14 protein-coding genes are annotated in these 20,930 nt (G+C 61.0%); 10 read left to right on the top strand and 4 right to left on the bottom strand.

Annotation, left to right across the window (positions count from 1 at the left end; all coding sequences use genetic code 11):
• Nucleotides 1-107 precede the first annotated feature (107 nt).
• Nucleotides 108-1,577, top strand: coding sequence for an IMP dehydrogenase (gene guaB, locus BT204_RS14295; RefSeq protein WP_034128014.1), 1,470 nt, complete (start codon nt 108-110; stop codon nt 1,575-1,577).
• An 80-nt stretch (nt 1,578-1,657) separates the two neighbouring features.
• Nucleotides 1,658-3,235 (top strand): glutamine-hydrolyzing GMP synthase, encoded by a 1,578-nt coding sequence (gene guaA / locus BT204_RS14290; protein ID WP_014719806.1) that lies wholly within the window; start codon nt 1,658-1,660, stop codon nt 3,233-3,235.
• Nucleotides 3,236-3,376: 141 nt separating this feature from the next.
• On the opposite strand, the gene BT204_RS14285 is transcribed toward guaA, so the two are convergent.
• Nucleotides 3,377-3,688 carry a hypothetical protein gene (locus BT204_RS14285; protein ID WP_054897803.1) on the bottom strand — a complete coding sequence of 104 codons (312 nt, stop codon included), beginning with the start codon at nt 3,686-3,688 and terminating at the stop codon, nt 3,377-3,379.
• A 129-nt stretch (nt 3,689-3,817) separates the two neighbouring features.
• Nucleotides 3,818-4,522 (bottom strand): trehalose operon repressor, encoded by a 705-nt coding sequence (gene treR / locus BT204_RS14280; protein WP_054918297.1) that lies wholly within the window; start codon nt 4,520-4,522, stop codon nt 3,818-3,820.
• Between the two features lie 254 nt (nt 4,523-4,776).
• Between treR and treP the strand changes: the two genes are divergently transcribed.
• From treP to BT204_RS14250, 5 genes are all read left to right on the top strand, one after another.
• Nucleotides 4,777-6,219, top strand: coding sequence for a PTS system trehalose-specific EIIBC component (treP, locus tag BT204_RS14275; RefSeq protein WP_054918298.1), 1,443 nt, complete (start codon nt 4,777-4,779; stop codon nt 6,217-6,219).
• A gap of 122 nt (nt 6,220-6,341) precedes the next feature.
• Nucleotides 6,342-7,988: an alpha,alpha-phosphotrehalase gene (gene treC, locus BT204_RS14270; protein WP_054918300.1), complete on the top strand. Its 1,647-nt coding sequence runs from the start codon at nt 6,342-6,344 to the stop codon at nt 7,986-7,988.
• 166 nt (nt 7,989-8,154) lie between these two features.
• The gene (locus tag BT204_RS14265; RefSeq protein WP_054918301.1) at nt 8,155-9,375 is read left to right on the top strand and encodes a maltoporin; all 1,221 of its coding nucleotides are present in this window, start codon (nt 8,155-8,157) and stop codon (nt 9,373-9,375) included.
• 209 nt (nt 9,376-9,584) lie between these two features.
• Nucleotides 9,585-12,119, top strand: a complete 2,535-nt coding sequence (gene ptsP / locus BT204_RS14255) for a phosphoenolpyruvate--protein phosphotransferase (protein WP_072447216.1) — start codon at nt 9,585-9,587, stop codon at nt 12,117-12,119.
• 2 nt (nt 12,120-12,121) lie between these two features.
• Complete coding sequence (locus BT204_RS14250; protein ID WP_072447215.1) at nt 12,122-12,400, top strand: PTS sugar transporter subunit IIB; 279 nt, start codon at nt 12,122-12,124, stop codon at nt 12,398-12,400.
• Nucleotides 12,401-12,536: 136 nt separating this feature from the next.
• Here BT204_RS14250 and mltF read toward each other — a convergent pair whose 3' ends face one another.
• Nucleotides 12,537-13,997, bottom strand: coding sequence for a membrane-bound lytic murein transglycosylase MltF (gene mltF / locus BT204_RS14245; RefSeq protein WP_072447213.1), 1,461 nt, complete (start codon nt 13,995-13,997; stop codon nt 12,537-12,539).
• A gap of 286 nt (nt 13,998-14,283) precedes the next feature.
• On the opposite strand from mltF, the gene purL reads away from it, so the two are divergent.
• The 3 genes from purL to BT204_RS14230 all read left to right on the top strand — a co-directional run bounded on the left by purL (nt 14,284) and on the right by BT204_RS14230 (nt 19,099).
• Entirely contained in the window at nt 14,284-18,180 is a 3,897-nt protein-coding gene (purL, locus tag BT204_RS14240) for a phosphoribosylformylglycinamidine synthase (protein ID WP_072447211.1), read from the top strand.
• A gap of 4 nt (nt 18,181-18,184) precedes the next feature.
• Nucleotides 18,185-18,496 carry a YqfO family protein gene (locus BT204_RS14235; RefSeq protein WP_034128003.1) on the top strand — a complete coding sequence of 104 codons (312 nt, stop codon included), beginning with the start codon at nt 18,185-18,187 and terminating at the stop codon, nt 18,494-18,496.
• A gap of 309 nt (nt 18,497-18,805) precedes the next feature.
• The gene (locus BT204_RS14230) at nt 18,806-19,099 is read left to right on the top strand and encodes a DUF6124 family protein (RefSeq protein ID WP_233453285.1); all 294 of its coding nucleotides are present in this window, start codon (nt 18,806-18,808) and stop codon (nt 19,097-19,099) included.
• A 115-nt stretch (nt 19,100-19,214) separates the two neighbouring features.
• Here the strand turns inward: BT204_RS14230 and nagE are convergent, their stop codons facing one another.
• Nucleotides 19,215-20,912, bottom strand: a complete 1,698-nt coding sequence (gene nagE, locus BT204_RS14220; RefSeq protein WP_072447207.1) for an N-acetylglucosamine-specific PTS transporter subunit IIBC — start codon at nt 20,910-20,912, stop codon at nt 19,215-19,217.
• Nucleotides 20,913-20,930 lie beyond the last annotated feature (18 nt).

Raw genomic sequence — 20,930 nt, 5'->3', positions numbered from 1 at the left:
TTACCCATCTATCAGTATTACCAAGTTTGTCAGAGTTTTACATTGAGCCCGGCAGGGTGCATGTATATAATGGCGCGCTTCCATTTTCCCGCTCGGGAGCCCCCGCGATGCTGCGTATCAGCCAAGAAGCTCTGACATTCGACGACATTCTCCTAGTGCCCGGTTATTCCGAGGTGCTTCCTAACGAAGTCAGTCTCAAGACCCGCCTAACCCGTGGCATCGAGCTGAATATTCCCCTGGTTTCCGCTGCCATGGACACCGTCACCGAAGCCCGTCTGGCCATTGCCATGGCTCAGGAAGGCGGCATCGGCATCATCCACAAGAACATGACCATCGAGCAGCAAGCTGCCGAAGTGCGCAAGGTCAAGCGTTACGAAGCCGGTGTGGTGAAAGATCCGATCACCATCGAAGCTGACGCCACCGTGCGTGACCTGTTCGAACTCACGCGTATGCACAACATCTCCGGCGTCCCGGTGCTGCACGATGGCGACCTGGTCGGCATCGTCACTTCCCGTGACGTGCGTTTCGAGAACCGCCTTGAAGTCACCGTCCGCGAAGTGATGACGCCTAAAGAGCGCCTCGTCACCGTCAAGGAAGGCGCCGACAAGAACGATGTGCGCGAACTGCTGCACAAGCACCGCATCGAGCGCGTGCTGATCGTCGACGACAAATTCGCCCTCAAAGGCATGATGACCGTCAACGACATCGAAAAAGCCAAGGCTTACCCACTGGCCAGCAAGGATGACCAAGGTCGTCTGCGCGTTGGCGCTGCTGTCGGTACCGGTAAAGACACCGGTGATCGCGTCTCGGCGCTGGTCGCTGCCGGTGTTGACGTGGTAGTGGTCGACACCGCCCACGGCCACTCCAAAGGCGTGATCGACCGCGTGCGTTGGGTCAAGCAGAACTTCCCTGAAGTGCAGGTGATCGGCGGCAACATCGCCACCGGCGCTGCCGCCAAGGCCCTGGCCGAAGCTGGCGCCGACGCAGTCAAGGTCGGTATCGGCCCAGGCTCCATCTGCACCACGCGTATCGTCGCCGGTGTGGGCGTGCCGCAGATCAGCGCCATCGCCAACGTCGCCGCTGCCCTTGAAGGCACTGGCGTACCCTTGATCGCCGACGGTGGCATCCGTTTCTCCGGTGACCTGTCCAAGGCCATCGTAGCCGGTGCCTCCTGCGTGATGATGGGCTCGATGTTCGCCGGTACCGAAGAAGCACCGGGCGAGATCGAACTGTTCCAGGGCCGTTCGTACAAGGCTTACCGTGGCATGGGTTCGCTGGGCGCCATGTCCCAGGCGCAAGGCTCTTCCGACCGTTACTTCCAGGACTCTTCGGCAGGCGCCGAGAAGCTCGTACCGGAAGGCATCGAAGGCCGTGTGCCGTACAAAGGCACCCTGAGCGCGATCATCCATCAACTGATGGGCGGCCTGCGTTCCTCGATGGGCTACACCGGCAGCGCCAACATCGAAGAAATGCGCACCAAGCCAGAGTTCGTACGGATCACCGGCGCCGGCATGGCTGAATCCCATGTCCACGACGTGCAGATCACCAAGGAAGCGCCAAACTACCGTGTAGGTTGAGGCTTCCAGCAAAATGTTAAGTAACCGGGGCTGTTCTTCAGCCCCGAGTTGTTTCTGATTCATTAGACGAGACTGACTTCATGGCCCTCGACATTCACGCCCACCGCATCCTGATCCTCGACTTCGGTTCCCAGTACACCCAGCTGATCGCCCGCCGCGTGCGTGAAATCGGCGTGTACTGCGAACTGCATCCGTTCGACATGGACGATGAAGCGATCCGCGAATTCGCACCCAAAGGCGTCATTCTCGCCGGTGGCCCCGAGTCCGTTCACGAAGCCAATAGTCCGCGCTGCCCGCAAGCGGTATTCGACCTGGGTGTGCCGGTATTCGGCATCTGCTACGGCATGCAGACCATGGCCGAGCAACTGGGCGGCAAGGTAGAAGGCTCCGAGCTGCGTGAATTCGGTTATGCCCGTGTGGACGTGGTCGGCAAGAGCCGCCTGCTGGACGGCATCGAAGACCACATCGACGCCGACGGCCTGTTCGGCCTCGACGTCTGGATGAGCCACGGTGACAAGGTCACCAAAATGCCGGAAGACTTCCACATCCTGGCCAGCACCCCGAGCTGCCCGATTGCCGGCATGTTCAGCGATGAGCGTCGCTACTACGGGGTGCAGTTCCACCCGGAAGTGACCCACACCAAGCAAGGCGGGCGCATCCTGTCGCGTTTCATCCTCGACATCTGCGAGTGTGAAGCCCTGTGGACCCCGTCGAAAATTGCTGAAGACGCCATCGCCCAAGTGCGCGCCCAGGTCGGCACTGACAACGTATTGCTTGGCCTGTCCGGCGGCGTTGACTCCTCGGTTGTGGCCGCCTTGCTGCACAAGGCCATTGGCGACCAGCTGACCTGCGTATTCGTCGACAACGGCCTGCTGCGCCTGCACGAAGGTGAGCAAGTGATGGCCATGTTCGCCGAGAACATGGGCGTCAAGGTGATCCGCGCCAACGCTGAGGACCAGTTCCTCAACAACCTGGCCGGCGAGTCCGACCCGGAGAAGAAGCGCAAGATCATCGGCCGCACCTTCATCGACGTGTTCGATGCCGAGTCCAACAAACTGGACAACATCAAGTACCTCGCCCAGGGCACCATCTACCCCGACGTGATCGAGTCGGCCGGCGCCAAGAGCGGCAAGGCCCACGTGATCAAGTCCCACCACAACGTGGGTGGCCTGCCTGAGGAGATGAACCTCAAGCTGGTAGAACCGCTGCGCGAACTGTTCAAGGACGAAGTCCGCCGTCTGGGCCTGGAACTGGGCCTGCCGTACGACATGGTCTACCGCCACCCATTCCCAGGCCCGGGCCTGGGCGTGCGTATCCTGGGTGAAGTGAAGAAGGAATACGCCGACCTGCTGCGTCGCGCCGACCACATCTTCATCGAAGAACTGCGCAAGGCCGACTGGTACCACAAGGTCAGCCAGGCGTTCGTGGTATTCCAGCCGGTGAAATCGGTTGGCGTTGTAGGCGATGGTCGTCGTTACGCATGGGTTGTTGCGTTGCGTGCCGTAGAGACGATCGACTTCATGACAGCGCGTTGGGCACACCTGCCTTACGAACTGCTGGAGACGGTCAGCGGCCGGATTATCAACGAGATCGAAGGTATCTCGCGCGTGACGTATGACGTGTCGAGCAAGCCGCCGGCGACGATTGAGTGGGAATGATGGGACGTCCGGCATTGTCCGGCACGATCTAGCAAGAAATGCCCTGGAGCCCGCGTAATTGCGGGCTTTTGGCTTTTTGGGTCTGGCAAATTCTGGCAGCTTTGTGCATCGCCAAGCACCTTGTGTCTTTTCGCTGACGGATTACCGGCGGCCTTCGCAAACGGGTGATTCGCCGATGCGGCCTTCCTTGCAAAGGTCAATGTTATCTGTGCGCTTGAAACCTGCGTCTTTCATGCAATAAAACCGCGTGAGCACCTGGTCAATCGGGGTTCTGTCGCCCGTCCCTATCAGGTTGGTATAGCCGCATGCGGTCATGGCGTGTTTGACGCCCTCTTCAGACACCCCGATCTTCTTCCAATTGGTAAATTCCGGCGGCGGTGGTTGAAAGCCTCTGCCGGTGCAGCCGATCAATAGCAACGCGTACATACTCGACACCAGGCTCTTCCTGAACATCGTATTCTCTCCCTTGGTTTGACTCGGATAATGTGTACGGCGTCTGCGCAACAGTTAATGCAGTCACTACGAAGAAGGTTTTTCGTGAAGGGTATTTTTCGTGGTGTCAGTGGGTTTCACGGCTTACGCTTACCGCCGCGCTATATCCGAAAAGTAAAACTTATCCAACGTATGCCGCGACTCGGTGTACTCGAACTGCCTTCCATCCTGCAAAAACGTCTGGTTACTCACCACAATCACATGGCTTTGCCCCTCCAGATCCAGATGCGCCTGGTCGTCCTTGCTGCGTGGCAGGGCTTCGATGGTGCGTTGCGCGTAGCTGATCTGCAGCTGCAGCGTTTGCTCGATAAACGCGTAGATCGACTGCTCGGCGATGTCGCGGTCCAGGCCGGGAATCAGGTCGCTGATGAAGTGGTTGATGTCCAGAATCACGCGTTTGCCGCCGATGCGGCGCACCCGTTTGATGCGCGTGATCAGGGTGCCGGGTTCGGCCTCGATGTGTTGCAGCAGTGAGCCTTCCAACGGGATCTGGGTGAACTCGACCACGTCGGTACGTACATCATCGCCCAGGTCAGCGTGGGTTTCGTGGAAGCTGACGATGCCGCCCAGTTGGAACTCGATCGGGTTGGGCGACAACACAAAGGTGCCCTTGCCGTGGATCTTTTGCGCAAAGCCACGCTCCTGCAACTGCTCGATGGCGCGCCGCACGGTGCCACGGCTGGCCTGGTAGGCGTCCATCAGTTCGGTTTCGGAGGGAAGGCGCGTACCGCGTTGCAGGCGCTCGGTGGTGATGCTGGCAAGCAGATCCGTATAGATCTGGTTGTATTTGCTCATGGGATGGCTCTTGCCCGGCGTTATGAAGGTGGACTGCGCGTTCAAGGCAGGAACCTTAGTGGCAGAGGTTGGGTTTGTCCATTGGACACCCGTGCCCGTAGGTGAAAAACCTGACGGAAAGATCGTATGAATAAACAAAAGTGTAACTCGTACAGACGAGTTGTTGATTTAACTCGTACAGACGAGTACTTTTCCCTCCTCGGCGTGCTGCCAACGACTGCCACCCATAAAAACAATCACAGTGGAAAACGAGCATGAGCCACGACTATTCAACGATTGCCCGCGAGATCCTCGACAACCTCGGAGGCCGCGAAAACCTTGAGCAGGCTGCCCATTGCGTGACCCGCCTGCGCCTGGCGCTCAAGGACCCCAGCCTGGTCAACAGCAGTGCCCTGAACCAGGTCGATCTGGTCAAGGGTTCGTTCTTTACCGGCGGCCTGTTCCAGGTGGTGATCGGTCCCGGCGAAGTGGAGAAGGTCTACGCCGCCCTGCGCGAACTGACCGGCCTTGCCGCTTCGACCATTGCCGACGTCAAGAAAGCCGGCGGCGACAAGGCCAACCCCATGCAGCGCCTGGTGCGGGTGTTCTCCGATGTGTTCATGCCGATCCTGCCCGCGCTGATCATTGCCGGCCTGTTGATGGGCGTGAACAACCTGATGGGCGCCAAGGGCATGTTCATCGAAGGCCAGACGCTGCTGGAGGCCTACCCGAATCTGGATGGCCTGTGGAGCCTGATCAACCTGATGGCCAACACCTCCTTCGTGTTCCTGCCGGCACTGGTGGGCTGGTCGGCGGCCAAGCGGTTCGGCGGCAGTGAAATCCTCGGCATCGTGCTGGGCCTGATGCTGGTGCACCCGGACCTGCTCAACGCCTGGAACTACGGCAAGGCGGTCGCCGGCCTCGACGGCCAGAGCCTGCCGTACTTCGATATCTTCGGCTGGTTCCAGATCGAGAAGGTGGGTTACCAGGGGCAGATCCTGCCGATCCTGATGGCGGCCTTTGTCATGAGCGTGATCGAGAAGTGGCTGAGGGCGCGGGTGCCGAATGCCATTCAACTGCTGGTGGTGCCGATCACCACCATCGTGGTCACTGGTGTGCTGGCCCTGGCAATCATCGGCCCGGTGACGCGTCACCTCGGCATCCTGATTACCGAAGGCCTGGTCACGCTGTTTGAAATCGCACCTATGGTCGGCGGCGCGATTTTCGGCCTGCTCTATGCGCCGCTGGTGATCACCGGTATGCACCACATGTTCCTGGCCGTCGACCTGCAGCTTATTTCCACCCAGGGCGGCACCTTTATCTGGCCGATGATCGTCATGTCCAACCTGGCCCAGGGCAGCGCCGCGCTCGGGGTGTTCTACATGACTCGCAATGCGCGGGACAAAAGCATGGCCTCGACCTCGGCCATTTCAGCTTACTTCGGCATCACTGAGCCGGCGATGTTCGGGGTGAACCTGCGTTTCAAATTCCCGTTCTATGCCGCTCTGCTGGGCTCGGCGCTGGGCAGCATTTTCCTGTCGTTGAACAAGGTGCAGGCCTCGGCCATCGGCGTCGGTGGGCTACCCGGGTTTATCTCGATCGTACCGAGCGCCATTCCGATGTTCGTGATTGGCATGGTCGTGGCGATGGTCGTGCCGTTTGCGCTGACGTGCATGTTGAGCATGAAGATCGTTCGGCCTGGTTACCGGGTCGCCTGAAGATCGCTATCGCAGGCAAGCCAGCTCCCACAGTGATGTGTGAACACATTCAAATGTGGGAGCTGGCTTGCCTGCGATGAGGCCGGAAGGGCCAACACCCAACTCTACTGAAGGAATCCACCATGCAAACCTGGCAACACTCGGTGATCTACCAGATCTACCCCAAAAGCTTCCACAGCCACGCGGGTAACGCCACCGGTGACCTGCTGGGCATCGTGGACAAACTCGATTACCTCAAGTGGCTGGGCGTGGACTGCCTGTGGGTTACTCCGTTCCTGCGCTCGCCCCAGCGCGACAACGGCTACGACATCAGCGACTACTACGCCATCGACCCCAGCTACGGCACCATGGCCGACTGCGACCTGCTGATCAGCGAAGCCGCCAAGCATGGTATCAAGCTGATGCTCGACATCGTGGTCAACCACACCTCCATCGAACACGAATGGTTCCAGCAGGCGCGCAGCAGCCTCGACAATCCCTATCGTGACTTCTACATCTGGCGTGACCAGCCGAACAACTGGGAATCCAAGTTCGGCGGCTCGGCCTGGGAATACGAAGCGCAGACTGGCCAGTACTACCTGCATCTGTTCGACCATACCCAGGCCGACCTCAATTGGGACAACCCCAAGGTGCGCGCCGAAGTGTTCAAGATGATGCGTTTCTGGCGCGACAAAGGCGTGGGCGGCTTCCGCCTGGATGTGATCAACCTGATCTCCAAGCCCGCCGATTTCCCCGAAGACAACAGCGACGGTCGCCGTTTCTACACCGACGGCCCGAACGTGCACCAATACCTGCAGCAAATGCACCGCGAGGTCTTTGAAGGCCATGACCTGATCAACGTGGGCGAGATGTCATCCACCCGCCTGGAACACTGCATTCGCTACTCGAATCCAGCGTCGAAAGAGCTGTCGATGACCTTCAATTTCCATCACCTGAAAGTCGATTACCCCAACCTGCAGAAGTGGGTGAAGGCCGATTTCGATTTCCTGCAACTCAAGCAGATTTTCTCCGACTGGCAGGTGGGCATGCAGGCCGGTGGCGGCTGGAACGCGTTGTTCTGGTGTAACCACGACCAGCCACGGGTGGTCTCGCGCTTTGGTGACGACGGCGAATACCGCGTGGTCTCGGCCAAGATGCTCGCCACGGCGCTGCACTTTCTGCAGGGCACGCCGTATGTGTATCAGGGCGAAGAGCTGGGCATGACCAACCCCGGCTTCGACAGCATTTCGCAATACCGCGATGTGGAAACCCTGAACATCTTCCGCCTCAAGCGCGACGCGGGAGAGTCCGAAGCTTCGAGCATGGCGGCGATCATGCAGAAGTCCCGCGATAACGGGCGTACGCCCATGCAGTGGAGCACCGAAGCGAACGCCGGGTTCAGCCGCGGTGAACCCTGGATCGGCATTCCCGCGAATGCTGCGCAGATCAATGTCAACAGCCAGATGGATGACCCGGATTCGGTGCTGCATCACTACCGCAGGCTGATCGACCTGCGCCGTCGCGAGCCGCTGATACAGCAAGGCGTTTACCGTGCGTTGCTGCAAGACCATCTCCAGGTCTGGGCGTACCTGCGTGAAGGTCATGGCGAGCGCCTGTTGGTACTCAACAACTTCTATGGATCGTCGTGCGAGATCCAACTGCCCGAAGGCGTGATCAACGCCGCAAACGAGCAACGCCTTCTGATCAGCAACTACCCCGATTGCCCGCTGCGCACAAGCACGATGGTGCTACGCCCTTATGAATCCTTCGTGCTGCACCTGACTGGTTGAAATGCCCCCTGTAGGAGCGAGCTTGCTCGCGAAGATCGCCAACGCTAACGCGCCCCTCCAGGTGTTGCGTGGAGGTTGCAAATTCTTCGCGAGCAAGCTCGCTCCTACAGGTGATCGCGTCACGCAAGACAGCAAGAAAAAACAATAAAAATAAAAGGAGCACTTCATGAAAACAACAATAAAACTGGGCCTTATTGCTTCCTGCCTCACGGTGCCTTTTGGCGCGCAGGCCCTGGAATTTGCCGGGTATTTGCGCAGCGGCGCGGGCACGTCAACGGGCAGCGGCAAGCAGCAATGTTTCCAACTGCCGGGTGCGCAAACCAAGTACCGCTTGGGCAACGAATGCGAGCAGTACGCCGAGCTGGAACTGCGTCAGGATTTGCTGACCCTCGATGACGGTTCGGTGTTCAGCGTCGATGCCATGGCTTCCCTCTATAACAAGTACGACCGTGCCCTGAAGTTCCAGGGTGAAAACAATGGCTCGGCGCGCATGCCGCAGATGTATGCGCAATGGTCCAACCTGCCCAGTCTCAATGGCGGTTCGCTGTGGGCCGGGCGGCGTTACTACAAACGTAACGACATCCATATTTCCGACTTCTACTACTGGAACCAGAGCGCCACCGGTGGAGGGATCGAGGACGTGTTGATCGGCGGCTTGAAATACAGCTACGCCCTGTCGCGCAAGGACAACCTGTACCAGAAGGAGTACGCCACCCGTCACGACTTCAACGTCGCAGGTTTCAAGACCAACGCCGGTGGCGAACTGGAACTTGGCTTGAGCTACATCGCCAAGGCCGGTGGGCGTGACACCAACAGTGGCTGGGCGCTGACGGCGCAGCATGTACAAGCGGCCTTCCTGGGTGGCAAGAACAAGTTTGCCCTGCAGTACGGCGAAGGCCCCGGCACCGGTCTGGGTTACACCGGCAATACCACGTTGGACAAAAGCAGCAAAAGTTACCGCGCCGTGGAGTTCTTTGATTGGCAAGTGACCCCGCGTTTCGGCGGGCAAGTCGAGGCGGTGTACCAGAAAGATGTGCGCCCAGGGCGTCAGGACCAGAACTGGATGTCGCTCGGTGTGCGTCCTGCGTATGCGCTCAGCGAGCAATTCAAACTGGTCACTGAGCTGGGGCACGATCAGGTCGAGGCCACCGGCGGTACGCGCAAATTGAGCAAATTTACCTTCGCCCCGACCTGGTCGCCCAAAGGTCCTGAGTTCTGGGCGCGGCCGGAAGTGCGGTTGTATTACACCTATGCGTCCTGGAACAAAGCGGCCAAGCGTGCGGCCAATGAGCTGGCGGCGGGCTCGGCGTTGTCCGACACCGGCGCCTATGGCACGGCGCGGCATGGGTCGAACGTCGGTGTGCAGGTCGAATATTGGTGGAAGTAAGCCGGGCTCGTGTGGGAGCGGGCTTGCTGTGGCGAGGGAGCTTGCTCCCGCTCGACTGCGCAGCAGTCGCAGGCTTTTGGGGGCGCTTCGCACCCCAGCGCAAGCAAGCTTGCTCGCCACAGCAAGCCCGCTCCCACCTTTGATCTTCGCCATCCTCAACCTTGCATCGGCTCAATGATTTTTAAAGAACAACACATACAGGTGAAGTCATGACCACATCTCAACCCCTGGAACTGCTGGCACCCTTGTCCGGGGTTTTGCTGGCGCTGGATCAGGTCCCCGACCCGGTATTTTCCGGCCGCGTGATTGGCGATGGCCTGTGCATCGACCCTACCTCGCACACCCTCTGCGCGCCGTTGGCCGGGGTGATCAGCAATATTCAGGACAGCGGACACGCCGTCAGTGTCACCGCCGATAACGGAGTGCAGGTGCTGCTGCATATTGGCCTGGACACCGTGAACCTGGCAGGCCAGGGCTTCACCCGGCTGGTCGAGGAGGGCCAGCGGGTGGAGGCCGGGCAGCCGCTGATCGAGTTCGATGCCGATTATGTGGCGCTCAATGCACGCAGCCTGCTGACCTTGATGCTCATTGTGAGCGGCGAGCCGTTTGTGCCATTGGTGGCCGGTCAGGCGCTGGTCGAGTCCGGCCAGCCTCTGGTGCAGGTCTCACCGGGGCCGATGCCCGCTGAGGTGGACGAGGAAGAGGGCAATGCGCTGTTTTCCAAGCCAGTGACACTGCCCAATGCCAGCGGCCTGCACGCCCGCCCTGCGGCGGTGTTTGCCCAGGCGGCGAAGGGGTTCAGTTCCAGCATTTTCCTGCACAAGCAAACCCTGAGCGCCAATGCCAAGTCGCTTGTGGCGATCATGGCGCTGCAGACCTCCCAGGGCGACAGCGTGCAAGTGAGCGCGGCGGGGGAAGATGCCGAGGCGGCAATCCAGGCGCTGGTGGCGTTGTTGCTCGACGGCTGTGGCGAGACGCTGCCGGTAACGGTCGAGGCGATCAACGAGCCCGCTACGCCTGCGTCTTCGGCGTCCGTGTTGCGAGGCGTCTGTGCGTCGCCGGGCTCGGCGTTCGGCCAGGTTGTCCAAGTGGCTGAACCGGCGCTTGAGATTCCCGAAGCCGGTGCCGGAGAAACCTTCGAACGTACCGCATTGGCCCGTGGTCTGCGGGCGGCAAACGAGGCGCTGCAAGCGTTGCAGGCCAAGGCGGCCGGCAGTGCCCAGGCCGAGATCTTCCGCGCCCACCAGGAACTGCTCGAAGACCCGACCCTGCTTGAACAAGCCCATAGCCTGCTGGCCGAAGGCAAGAGCGCGGCCTTTGCCTGGAATACGGCCACGGTGGCGACCGCCAGGCTCTTCGAAGGCTTGGGTAAAACGCTGCTGGCTGAGCGTGCGGCGGATTTGGCCGACGTCGGCCAGCGCGTGCTCAAGTTGATCCTGGGGGTGCCGGAGCGTTCCATGGAGCTGCCGGAGTGCGCCATTCTGGTCGCCGAACAATTGACCCCCTCACAAACCGCCGGCCTGGATACCAGCAAAGTGCTGGGCTTCGTCACGGTCGCCGGTGGCGCTACCAGCCACGTGGCCATCCTCGCACGGGCCCTCGGCCTGCCATCCCTTTGCGGCGTACCCAGTCAAGTATTGGCCTTGGCCAACGGCAAGCGGGTACTGCTCAACGCCGACAAAGGCGAGCTGCAGCTGGAGCCGAACCTGGCTGAAATCGAGCAACTGCAGGCGGTTCGTCAACAGCAAAAGCTACGGCTGCAGCGTGAAGTGGCACAGGCCTCACAGGCGGCGGTCACCCGCGACGGTCACCACGTCGAGGTCACAGCCAACGTCGCCTCATTGCAGGAAGTGGAACAGTCACTGACCCTGGGCGCTGAAGGCGTGGGTCTGCTGCGTTCGGAGTTCCTCTACCTGGAACGCAACCGTGCCCCGAGCGCAGAGGAGCAGGCCGACACCTACAGCGCCATCGCCCGCGCCCTCGGCCCCGAGCGTAATCTGGTGGTACGTACCCTGGATGTGGGCGGCGATAAACCCTTGGCCTATGTGCCGATGGAAAGCGAGACCAACCCATTCCTTGGCCTGCGCGGTATCCGCCTGTGCCTGGAACGCCCCGAACTGCTGCGTGAACAGTTGCGTGCGATTCTTGCCAGTGCAGGCTTGGCGCGGCTGCATATCATGTTGCCGATGGTCAGCCTGCTGTCGGAGCTGCATCTGGCGCGCAAGATGCTCGAAGAAGAGGCGCTGGCCCTCGGGCTGGCCGAGTTACCAAAGCTGGGCATCATGATCGAAGTCCCCAGCGCAGCGCTGATGGCGGATGTGTTTGCGCCCCATGTGGATTTCTTCTCCATCGGCACCAACGACCTGACCCAGTACACCCTGGCCATGGACCGCGACCATCCGCGCCTGGCCAGCCAGGCCGACAGTTTTCACCCGGCCGTCCTGCGCCTGATCGACATCACCGTCAAGGCGGCCCATGCCCATGGCAAGTGGGTGGGCGTATGTGGTGCGCTGGCGTCCGAAACCCTTGCTGTGCCGGCGTTGATCGGCCTGGGTGTGGATGAGCTGTCGGTCAGCGTGCCGCTGATCCCCACCATCAAGGCCACCGTGCGCGAACTGGACCTGCACGACTGCCAGATCATTGCCCGCCAAGTGCTGGGCCTGGAAGAAGCCGACCAAGTGCGCGAGGCCCTGCGCCTGTACCACGCGGCCACCGTTGAAACCTCACCTGTCGTGGAGCACTGAGCATGTTCGAGAAATTGCAGCGGGCGTTCTGGAAAGCCCTGACGCCTGATTTGGTGGCCGAGACGGTCGCACCGACGACGCCGAGCCTGTTGTCGGCCGATGTGGTGAGTGCATTGGGCGGGGAGGGGAACGTCACGTCACAGCAGCGCGTGGCACTCACGCGGGTGCGCGTGCAATTGCGCGAGGCGGGGCGTTTGGATGAGTCGGCGTTGAAGGCGGCGGGTATACCCGCAGTGATGGTGTTGACGGGTGGGGTGGTCCATCTGCTCATCGGCCTATAAGACGACGATGATCCCATGTGGGAGCCGGGCTTGCCCGCGATAGCGGTGTGTCAGGCGCCGAATACCTTGACTGTCAGGCCGCCATCGCGGGCAAGCCCGGCTCCCACAGGGATTTGCAGTGTGCGGGCTGTCGTGATCAGAGTTGAGGGGTGTCTTGCGCAGGCTTGGTCTTGTCCACGCCCGGCACATGCAGGTTGCCTTCCACCACCTGGTTACCCTCCAGCTGCGGCTGGGTCACCCAGGTGAGGATGTCGTAGTAACGCCGGATGTTCGCCACAAAATGCACCGGCTCGCCGCCGCGGGCGTAGCCGTAGCGGGTCTTGCTGTACCACTGCTTCTGCGACAGGCGTGGCAGCATCTTCTTCACGTCCAGCCACTTGTTCGGGTTCAGGCCTTCTTTCTTCGCCAGGAGGCGCGCGTCGTCCAGGTGGCCGGTGCCTACGTTGTAGGCGGCGAGGGCGAACCAGGTGCGGTCGGGTTCGGCGATCTTGTCGTCCAGCTCATCCTTGATCCTGGCCAAATATTTGGCGCCGCCCATGATGCTCTGCTTTGGGTCCAGGCGGTTGGACACGCCCATGGCTTGCGCGGTGTTCTGGGTCAGCATCATCAGGCCGCGCACGCCGGTCTTGGACGTGACCGTGGGTTGCCACAGCGATTCCTGATAACCAATGGCTGCCAGTAAGCGCCAATCGACTTTCTCGGCCTTGGCATAGGCGCGAAAGTGTTTCTCGTACTTGGGCAGGCGTTGTTGCAAGTGCTGGGCAAAGGTGTAGGCGCCGACATAGCCGAGGACATCGACGTGCCCGTAGTAGCGGTCCTTCAGGCGTTGCAAGGTGCCATTCTTCTCGACCTTGTCCAGGTAACTGTTGATCTCGTTTAGCAGGCTGTTGTCGTCGCCTGCTGCCACGGCCCAGCTTTGATTGCTGGCATTGCCGAGGTCGAAGGCCACGCGCACGTTGGGGAAGTACACCTGATTCATGGCGACTTCGTTGGAGTCCACCAGGGTCAGGTCGATTTGCCCTTCGTCGACCATGCGCAGCAAATCCACCACTTCCACCGCGTCGGATTCTTCGTACTCAATCGCCGGGTTCTGTTTTTTCAGCGCCGCCAGTTGCTCGGCGTGGGTGCTGCCCTTGAGCACCATGATCTTCTTGCCCACCAGGTCGGCGGCGTTGGTCGGGCGCGATTGGCCGTTGCGGTAGATGATCTGCGGGGTGACTTCAAGGTACGGGTGGGAGAAGCGCACCTGCTGCTGGCGCTGGTCGCTGCTCACCAGGCCGGCGGCGGCGAGTACCGGGCCATTGGGTTTGCCCAGCCGGCTGAACAGGTCGTCGAGGTTGTCGGCCGTCTCGATTTCCAGCTTCACCCCCAGGTCGTCGGCAAAGCGCTTGACCAGTTCGTATTCGAAGCCGGTTTCACCGTTGCGATCCTGGAAATACGTAGCGGGACTGTTGCGAGTGACCACGCGCAATACGCCATCCTCCTTGATTCGCTCCAGTGTGCTGGGTTTATCAACACAGGCACTGAGCATCAGGAAGAGCAAGGTGGCGATGAGCCATTTGGCGCATCGCAGGCGCGAAACAGTTGGGAAGAACATCTGCGCAGTATACGCAAACGGCTCACGGCGCCATATCTCGACAGCGGCGCGCTTGTCTGCTAGCCAGCGTAAAACTGTGCTGCAGCCCGCAGAAACGGGGCTTGGCGAGCGATTGTGACGGTTAAAATAACTGCGCCCAATTCCCTGGATAAGGCCGTGATCGCAGGCAAAGCGTGCCAACTGACGTTCGGCGGCGGCCACCGGTAGCGTTTCGGGTGCCGTTGGCGAAGGTTTACGCTAGAATGCACGGCCTCAAAGCACACCCCTTCCCGAGGCTGTCCCGAAGATGTTGATCCTGCGCGGCGCTCCTGCCCTTTCTGCCTTTCGCCACAGCAAACTCCTTGAGCAACTGAGCCAGAAGGTTCCAGCTGTTACAGGCCTGTACGCTGAATTTGCTCACTTCGCCGACGTAACCGGCGTCTTGACCGCCGACGAACAGCAAGTGCTGGCACGCCTTCTGAAGTACGGCCCAAGCGTTCCCGTTCAAGAGCCGACTGGCCGCTTGTTCCTGGTTCTGCCACGGTTCGGCACCATCTCGCCCTGGTCGAGCAAGGCCAGCGACATCGCCCGCAACTGCGGCCTGGATAAAATCCAGCGCCTGGAGCGTGGGATCGCCTTCTACGTCGCCGGGCAGTTCAGCGACGCCGAGGCCGAGCTGATCGCCAGCAGCCTGCACGACCGCATGACCCAGATCATCGTCAGCCAGCTGGAACAGGCTGCCGGCCTGTTCAGCCACGCCGAACCCAAGCCGCTCACCGCGATTGACGTGCTGGGCGGTGGCCGCGCCGCCCTCGAGAAGGCCAACACCGAGCTGGGCCTGGCCCTGGCCGAAGACGAGATCGACTATCTGGTCAACGCCTTCACCGGCTTGAAGCGCAACCCCCACGACATCGAACTGATGATGTTCGCCCAGGCCAACTCCGAGCACTGCCGTCACAAGATTTTCAACGCCAGTTGGGACATCGACGGCCAAAGCCAGGAAAAAAGCCTGTTCGGCATGATCAAGAACACCTACGTGATGCACAGCGAAGGCGTTTTGTCGGCTTATAAGGACAACGCCTCGGTGATCGTCGGCTCCGTCGCCGGTCGCTTCTTCCCGGACCCGGAAACCCGCCAGTACGGCGCGGTGCAGGAGCCGGTGCACATCCTGATGAAGGTTGAAACCCACAACCACCCGACCGCGATTGCCCCGTTCCCGGGCGCAGCCACCGGTTCGGGCGGCGAAATCCGTGACGAAGGCGCCACCGGCCGTGGTGCCAAGCCCAAGGCGGGCCTCACCGGTTTCACCGTGTCCAACCTGCAGATCCCGGGCTTCGAACAGCCGTGGGAAGTGCCGTACGGCAAGCCTGAGCGCATCGTCACCGCGCTGGACATCATGATCGAAGGCCCGCTGGGCGGCGCCGCGTTCAACAACGAATTCGGGCGCCCGGCGCTCACCGGTTACTTCCGGACCTTCGAGCAGTCCATCACCACCCCGCGTGGCGATGAAGTGCGCGGCTACCACAAGCCGATCATGTTGGCTGGCGGTATGGGCAACATCCGTGAAGAACACGTCAAGAAAGGCGAGATTCTGGTCGGCTCCAAGCTGATCGTGCTCGGCGGCCCGGCGATGCTGATCGGCCTGGGCGGCGGTGCGGCCTCTTCCATGGCCACCGGCACCAGCTCGGCCGACCTGGACTTCGCTTCCGTACAGCGCGAAAACCCTGAGATGGAGCGCCGCTGCCAGGAAGTCATCGACCGTTGCTGGCAGTTGGGTGACAAGAACCCGATCAGCTTCATCCACGACGTCGGCGCCGGTGGTTTGTCCAACGCCTTCCCGGAACTGGTCAACGATGGCGACCGTGGTGGCCGTTTCGAACTGCGCAACATTCCAAACGACGAGCCGGGCATGGCCCCGCACGAAATCTGGAGCAACGAATCCCAGGAACGCTACGTACTGGCCGTCGGTCCTGAAGACTTCGCACGCTTCCAGGCCATCTGCGAACGCGAGCGTTGCCCGTTTGCCGTGGTCGGCGAAGCCACTGCCGAGCCGCAACTGACCGTCACCGACAGCCACTTCGGCAACAGCCCGGTGGACATGCCATTGGAAGTGCTGCTGGGCAAGGCCCCGCGCATGCACCGTTCGGCGGTACGTGAAAGCGAGCTGGGCGATGATTTCGACCCAAGCACGCTGGACTTGGCCAACAGCATCGAACGCGTGCTGCACCACCCGGCCGTGGCGAGCAAGAGCTTTTTGATCACCATCGGCGACCGCACCATCACCGGCCTGGTTGCCCGTGACCAAATGGTCGGTCCATGGCAGGTGCCGGTGGCCGACGTTGCCGTCACCGCCACCAGCTTCGACGTGTACACCGGTGAAGCCATGGCCATGGGCGAGCGCACACCGCTGGCCCTGCTGGACGCTCCGGCGTCGGGCCGCATGGCCATCGGTGAAACCCTCACCAATATCGCGGCCTCGCGTATCGGCAAGCTGTCCGACATCAAACTGTCGGCCAACTGGATGTCCGCTGCCGGCCACCCGGGTGAAGATGCGCGCCTGTACGACACGGTCAAAGCCGTCGGCATGGAGCTGTGCCCGGAACTGGGTATCACCATTCCGGTGGGCAAGGACTCCATGTCCATGGCTACCCGCTGGAACGAAGACGGCACCGACAAGAGCGTGACTTCGCCGCTGTCGCTGATCGTTACCGGTTTCGCGCCGGTCACTGACATCCGCCAGACCCTGACCCCGCAACTGCGCATGGACAAGGGCACCACCGACCTGATCCTGATCGACCTGGGCCGTGGCCAGAACCGCATGGGCGCCTCGATCCTGGCGCAAACCCACGGCAAGCTGGGCAAGCAGGCCCCGGACGTCGATGACGCCGAAGACCTCAAAGCCTTCTTCGCCGTGATCCAGGGCCTGAACGCCGACGGCCACCTGTTGGCTTACCACGACCGTTCCGACGGTGGTTTGCTGACCAGCGTTGTCGAAATGGCCTTCGCCGGTCACTGCGGCCTGAACATCGTGCTCGACAGCGTTGCCGAGGATGCTGCCGAAATCAACGGCATCCTGTTCAACGAAGAGTTGGGTGCAGTGATTCAGGTGCGTCAGGACGCTACCCCAGACGTGCTCGCGCAGTTCAGCGCCGCTGGCCTGGCCGAGTGCGTGGCGGTGATTGGCCAGCCGATCAACAACGGCGAAGTCAATATCTCCTTCAACGGCGACACGGTCTTTACCGGTCAGCGCCGCTTGCTGCAACGCCAGTGGGCCGAGACCAGCTACCAGATCCAGCGTCTGCGCGACAACGCCGACTGCGCCGAGCAGGAATTCGACGTGATCCTGGAAGAAGACAACCCGGGCCTGAGCACCATGCTCAGCTTCGACGTCAACCAGGACATCGCCGCGCCTTACATCAAGAAGGGCATTCGCCCACAGGTTGCCGTACTGCGTGAGCAGGGCGTCAACGGCCAGGTGGAAATGGCAGCAGCGTTCGACCGCGCCGGCTTCAATGCGATCGACGTGCACATGAGCGACATCCTCGCCGGTCGCGTCGACCTCAATGAGTTCAAAGGTCTCGTAGCCTGCGGTGGTTTCTCCTACGGCGACGTGCTGGGTGCCGGTGAAGGCTGGGCCAAGTCGGCCCTGTTCAACAGCCGTGCCCGCGACGCGTTCCAGGGCTTCTTCGAACGCAACGACAGCTTCACCCTGGGTGTGTGCAACGGTTGCCAGATGATGTCCAACCTCAGCGAACTGATCCCGGGCAGCGAGTTCTGGCCGCACTTTGTGCGTAATCGTTCCGAGCAGTTCGAAGCCCGTGTCGCCATGGTGCAGGTGCAGGAGTCCAACTCGATCTTCCTGCAGGGCATGGCCGGTTCGCGCATGCCAATCGCCATCGCCCACGGTGAGGGCCACGCCGAATTCAGCAGCGAAGAAGCGCTGCTCGAAGCCGACCTGTCCGGCACCGTAGCCCTGCGTTTCGTCGACAACCACGGCAAGGTCACCGAAAGCTACCCGGCCAACCCGAACGGCTCGCCACGCGGGATCACCGGCCTTACCAGTCGCGACGGTCGCGTTACCATCATGATGCCGCACCCGGAACGCGTATTCCGCGCCGTGCAAAACTCGTGGCGCCCGGAAGAGTGGAACGAAGACGGCGCCTGGATGCGCATGTTCCGCAACGCTCGCGTGTGGGTGAACTAAGGCCGTGTACAAGCTCGCCTTCTTCGTGCCCGACAGCCATGTGGAGACGGTAAAAACCGCCGTCTTCGCAGCCGGCGGCGGGCGCATCGGCGACTACGACAGCTGCGCCTGGCAAGTGCTGGGCCAGGGCCAATTCCGCGCGTTGGACGGCAGTCAGCCGTTTATCGGGCAGGTGGGCCAGGTTGAACTAGTTGAAGAGTGGAAGGTTGAGTTGGTGGTGGCAGATGAATTGATCGTGGCCGCTGTGGCTGCTTTGAAACTCAGTCACCCGTATGAGACTCCGGCGTATGAGGTGTGGCAGTTGGCGGATTTTTGATTCGTTGATTGTGTAAACAAGAAACCCGCTGGGCCAGTTTGGTCAGCGGGTTTTTTGTTGGTTTTAAGTGCCAATCGCAGGCAAGCCAGCTCCCACATTTGACCCCGTTGTCAGACCGTACATCAATCCCATGTGGGAGCTGGCTTGCCTGCGATGGCGTCGGCGCAAGCGCCTCAGAACTTTCCGACAAGCCTTTCAGGTTGTCCGTCGGAACTCGCACAACTAACCTTCTCGAGTCGCTGCCAATTCAGTGACCGGGACTGCAAGCCTGAAAAGTCACTAGGAGCCTATTCCATATGGAGTTTAATGATGATCAGCGACAACTTGCTAACTGGTTCAATCTCATCTCAAGCCGAGTCCCGCCAAGCTGGTGATTCACCGTCCGACCAGATCTTCACCGTACTACCCAGTCTGAACACCGAAACCCTGCTCGCTAATGCCTCCCAAGACCTGGCATCCGTACAGGCACTGGCGGGTAATCTGGCTTTTGAAATCGACGGCCCGCACCGTGATGCGGTGCTGGGGATTCATCGGATAGTGGAGGGCATTCAGTTGATGGTGGATCGAGTACTGGATCTACACGAAGTACCCACCAGTAACTGAATACACCACACTCTGTGGCGAGGGAGCTTGCTCCCGCTGGAGTGCGAAGCGCTCCCAGGATTTTTGGGGCCGCTGCGCAGCCCAGCGGGAGCAAGCTCCCTCGCCACAGGGGAAATCAGGCGTTGATCGGGCGAGTCACCAACCGCTCCAACGCTTCACCCAACCCGGACGCCTTGTCACCCATCAACAAGTGCCAAACACCGCTTTTAAGTTGACTCACACCCTGGCAACCCAGCGCAGTGAGCTGAGCTTCTGACAATCTCGAATCATCCCCCAACTCCACCCGCAACCGGGTCATAGCCACCGCTTCCAGCTGGCGCACATTCTCTCGGCCACCCAGCGCACTCAGCCATTTCTCGGCCTCCTGCACATTCACCGTCACCGGCTTATCCACAGGTGCAACCGCTACAGGCGCTGCAGCAACAAACCCCGGCATCGCCAAGCGAATTTCATCAGCAATGCTATCGGCCATCGGCCCGACCACTACCTGCAAACTGCCGCCGTTACCCGGCCGAACCACAGCCATGGCACCCAGCGCTTTCAACTCTGCATCCACCGCCTTGTTGCGATCCACCATGTCCAAGCGCAGGCGCGTAGTGCAAGCGCCGACACTGAGCAGGTTCTGCGCACCACCCAACGCCTGGATATAAGCCGTCGCACGCTGGTTATCGCTCATCGCTTCAGCCTGCACCACCTGGATGTCTTCACGGCCCGGCGTCTTCAGGTTGAAGCGGCGGATGCAGTAGCTGAACACCGTGTAGTAGATCACCGAGTAGGCCAGGCCTACCGGTACCACCAACCAGCCATTGGTGGACTTGCCCCAGCCCAGCACCATGTCGATAAACCCACCGGAGAAGGTAAAGCCCAGGTGGATATTCAGCAGGTCGGTGACCGCCATCGACAGGCCGGTGAGCAGCGCGTGAATCAGGTACAGGAAGGGCGCCAGGAACATGAAGGCAAATTCAATCGGCTCGGTCACCCCGGTGAGGAACGAGGTCAGCGCCATCGACAGGAAAATCCCGCCCATCACTTTGCGCCGCTCAGGCAACGCATTGCGGTACATCGCCAGGCAGGCAGCCGGCAAGCCGAACAGCATCACCGGGAACATGCCGGTCATGAACTGGCCGCCTTTGGGGTCGCCAGCAAAGTAGCGGGTCAGGTCGCCCGTGACCACCGCGCCGGTTACCGGGTCGGTGAAGCTGCCGAACACGAACCACGCCATATTGTTGAGGATGTGGTGCAAGCCAGTGACGATCAGCAGGCGGTTGAACACGCCAAACACGAACGCACCGAGGCTGCCGCTTTCCATCAACAGCACGCCGAAGCTGTTGATGCCGTGCTGGATCGGGGGCCAGATCAGGCCGAAAATCACGCCCAGGCCCACCGCGCTGAACCCGGTGACAATCGGCACAAACCGCCGCCCACCGAAGAACGCCAGGTACTCCGGCAACTTGATGTCCTTGAAGCGGTTGTACAGCCCACCGGCCATCAAGCCGCTGGCGATACCGGCGAGCATGCCCATGTTGATGGTGGTGTCCATCACCTTGAGCGTGGAGACCATCACCAGGTAACCAATCGCCCCGGCCAGGCCCGCAGTGCCGTTGTTGTCACGGGCAAAACCCACGGCGATGCCGATGGCGAAGATCAGCGCCAGGTTGGCGAAGATCGCCTGGCCGGCGTCGTGCATCACCGCGATGTTGAGCAAGTCGGTGTCGCCCAGGCGCAGCAAGAGCCCGGCAATCGGCAGGATCGCGATCGGCAGCATCAGTGCACGGCCCAGGCGTTGCAGGCCTTCGATAAAGTGTTGGTACATGGCGTGTCTCCCTATTCT

This window comes from Pseudomonas sp. NFPP02, from assembly GCF_900119355.1.
GTDB lineage: Bacteria > Pseudomonadota > Gammaproteobacteria > Pseudomonadales > Pseudomonadaceae > Aquipseudomonas > Aquipseudomonas paracarnis.
The sequence above is the reverse complement of the archived record's forward strand: the minus strand, read 5'-3'. Positions and strand labels throughout refer to the sequence as shown.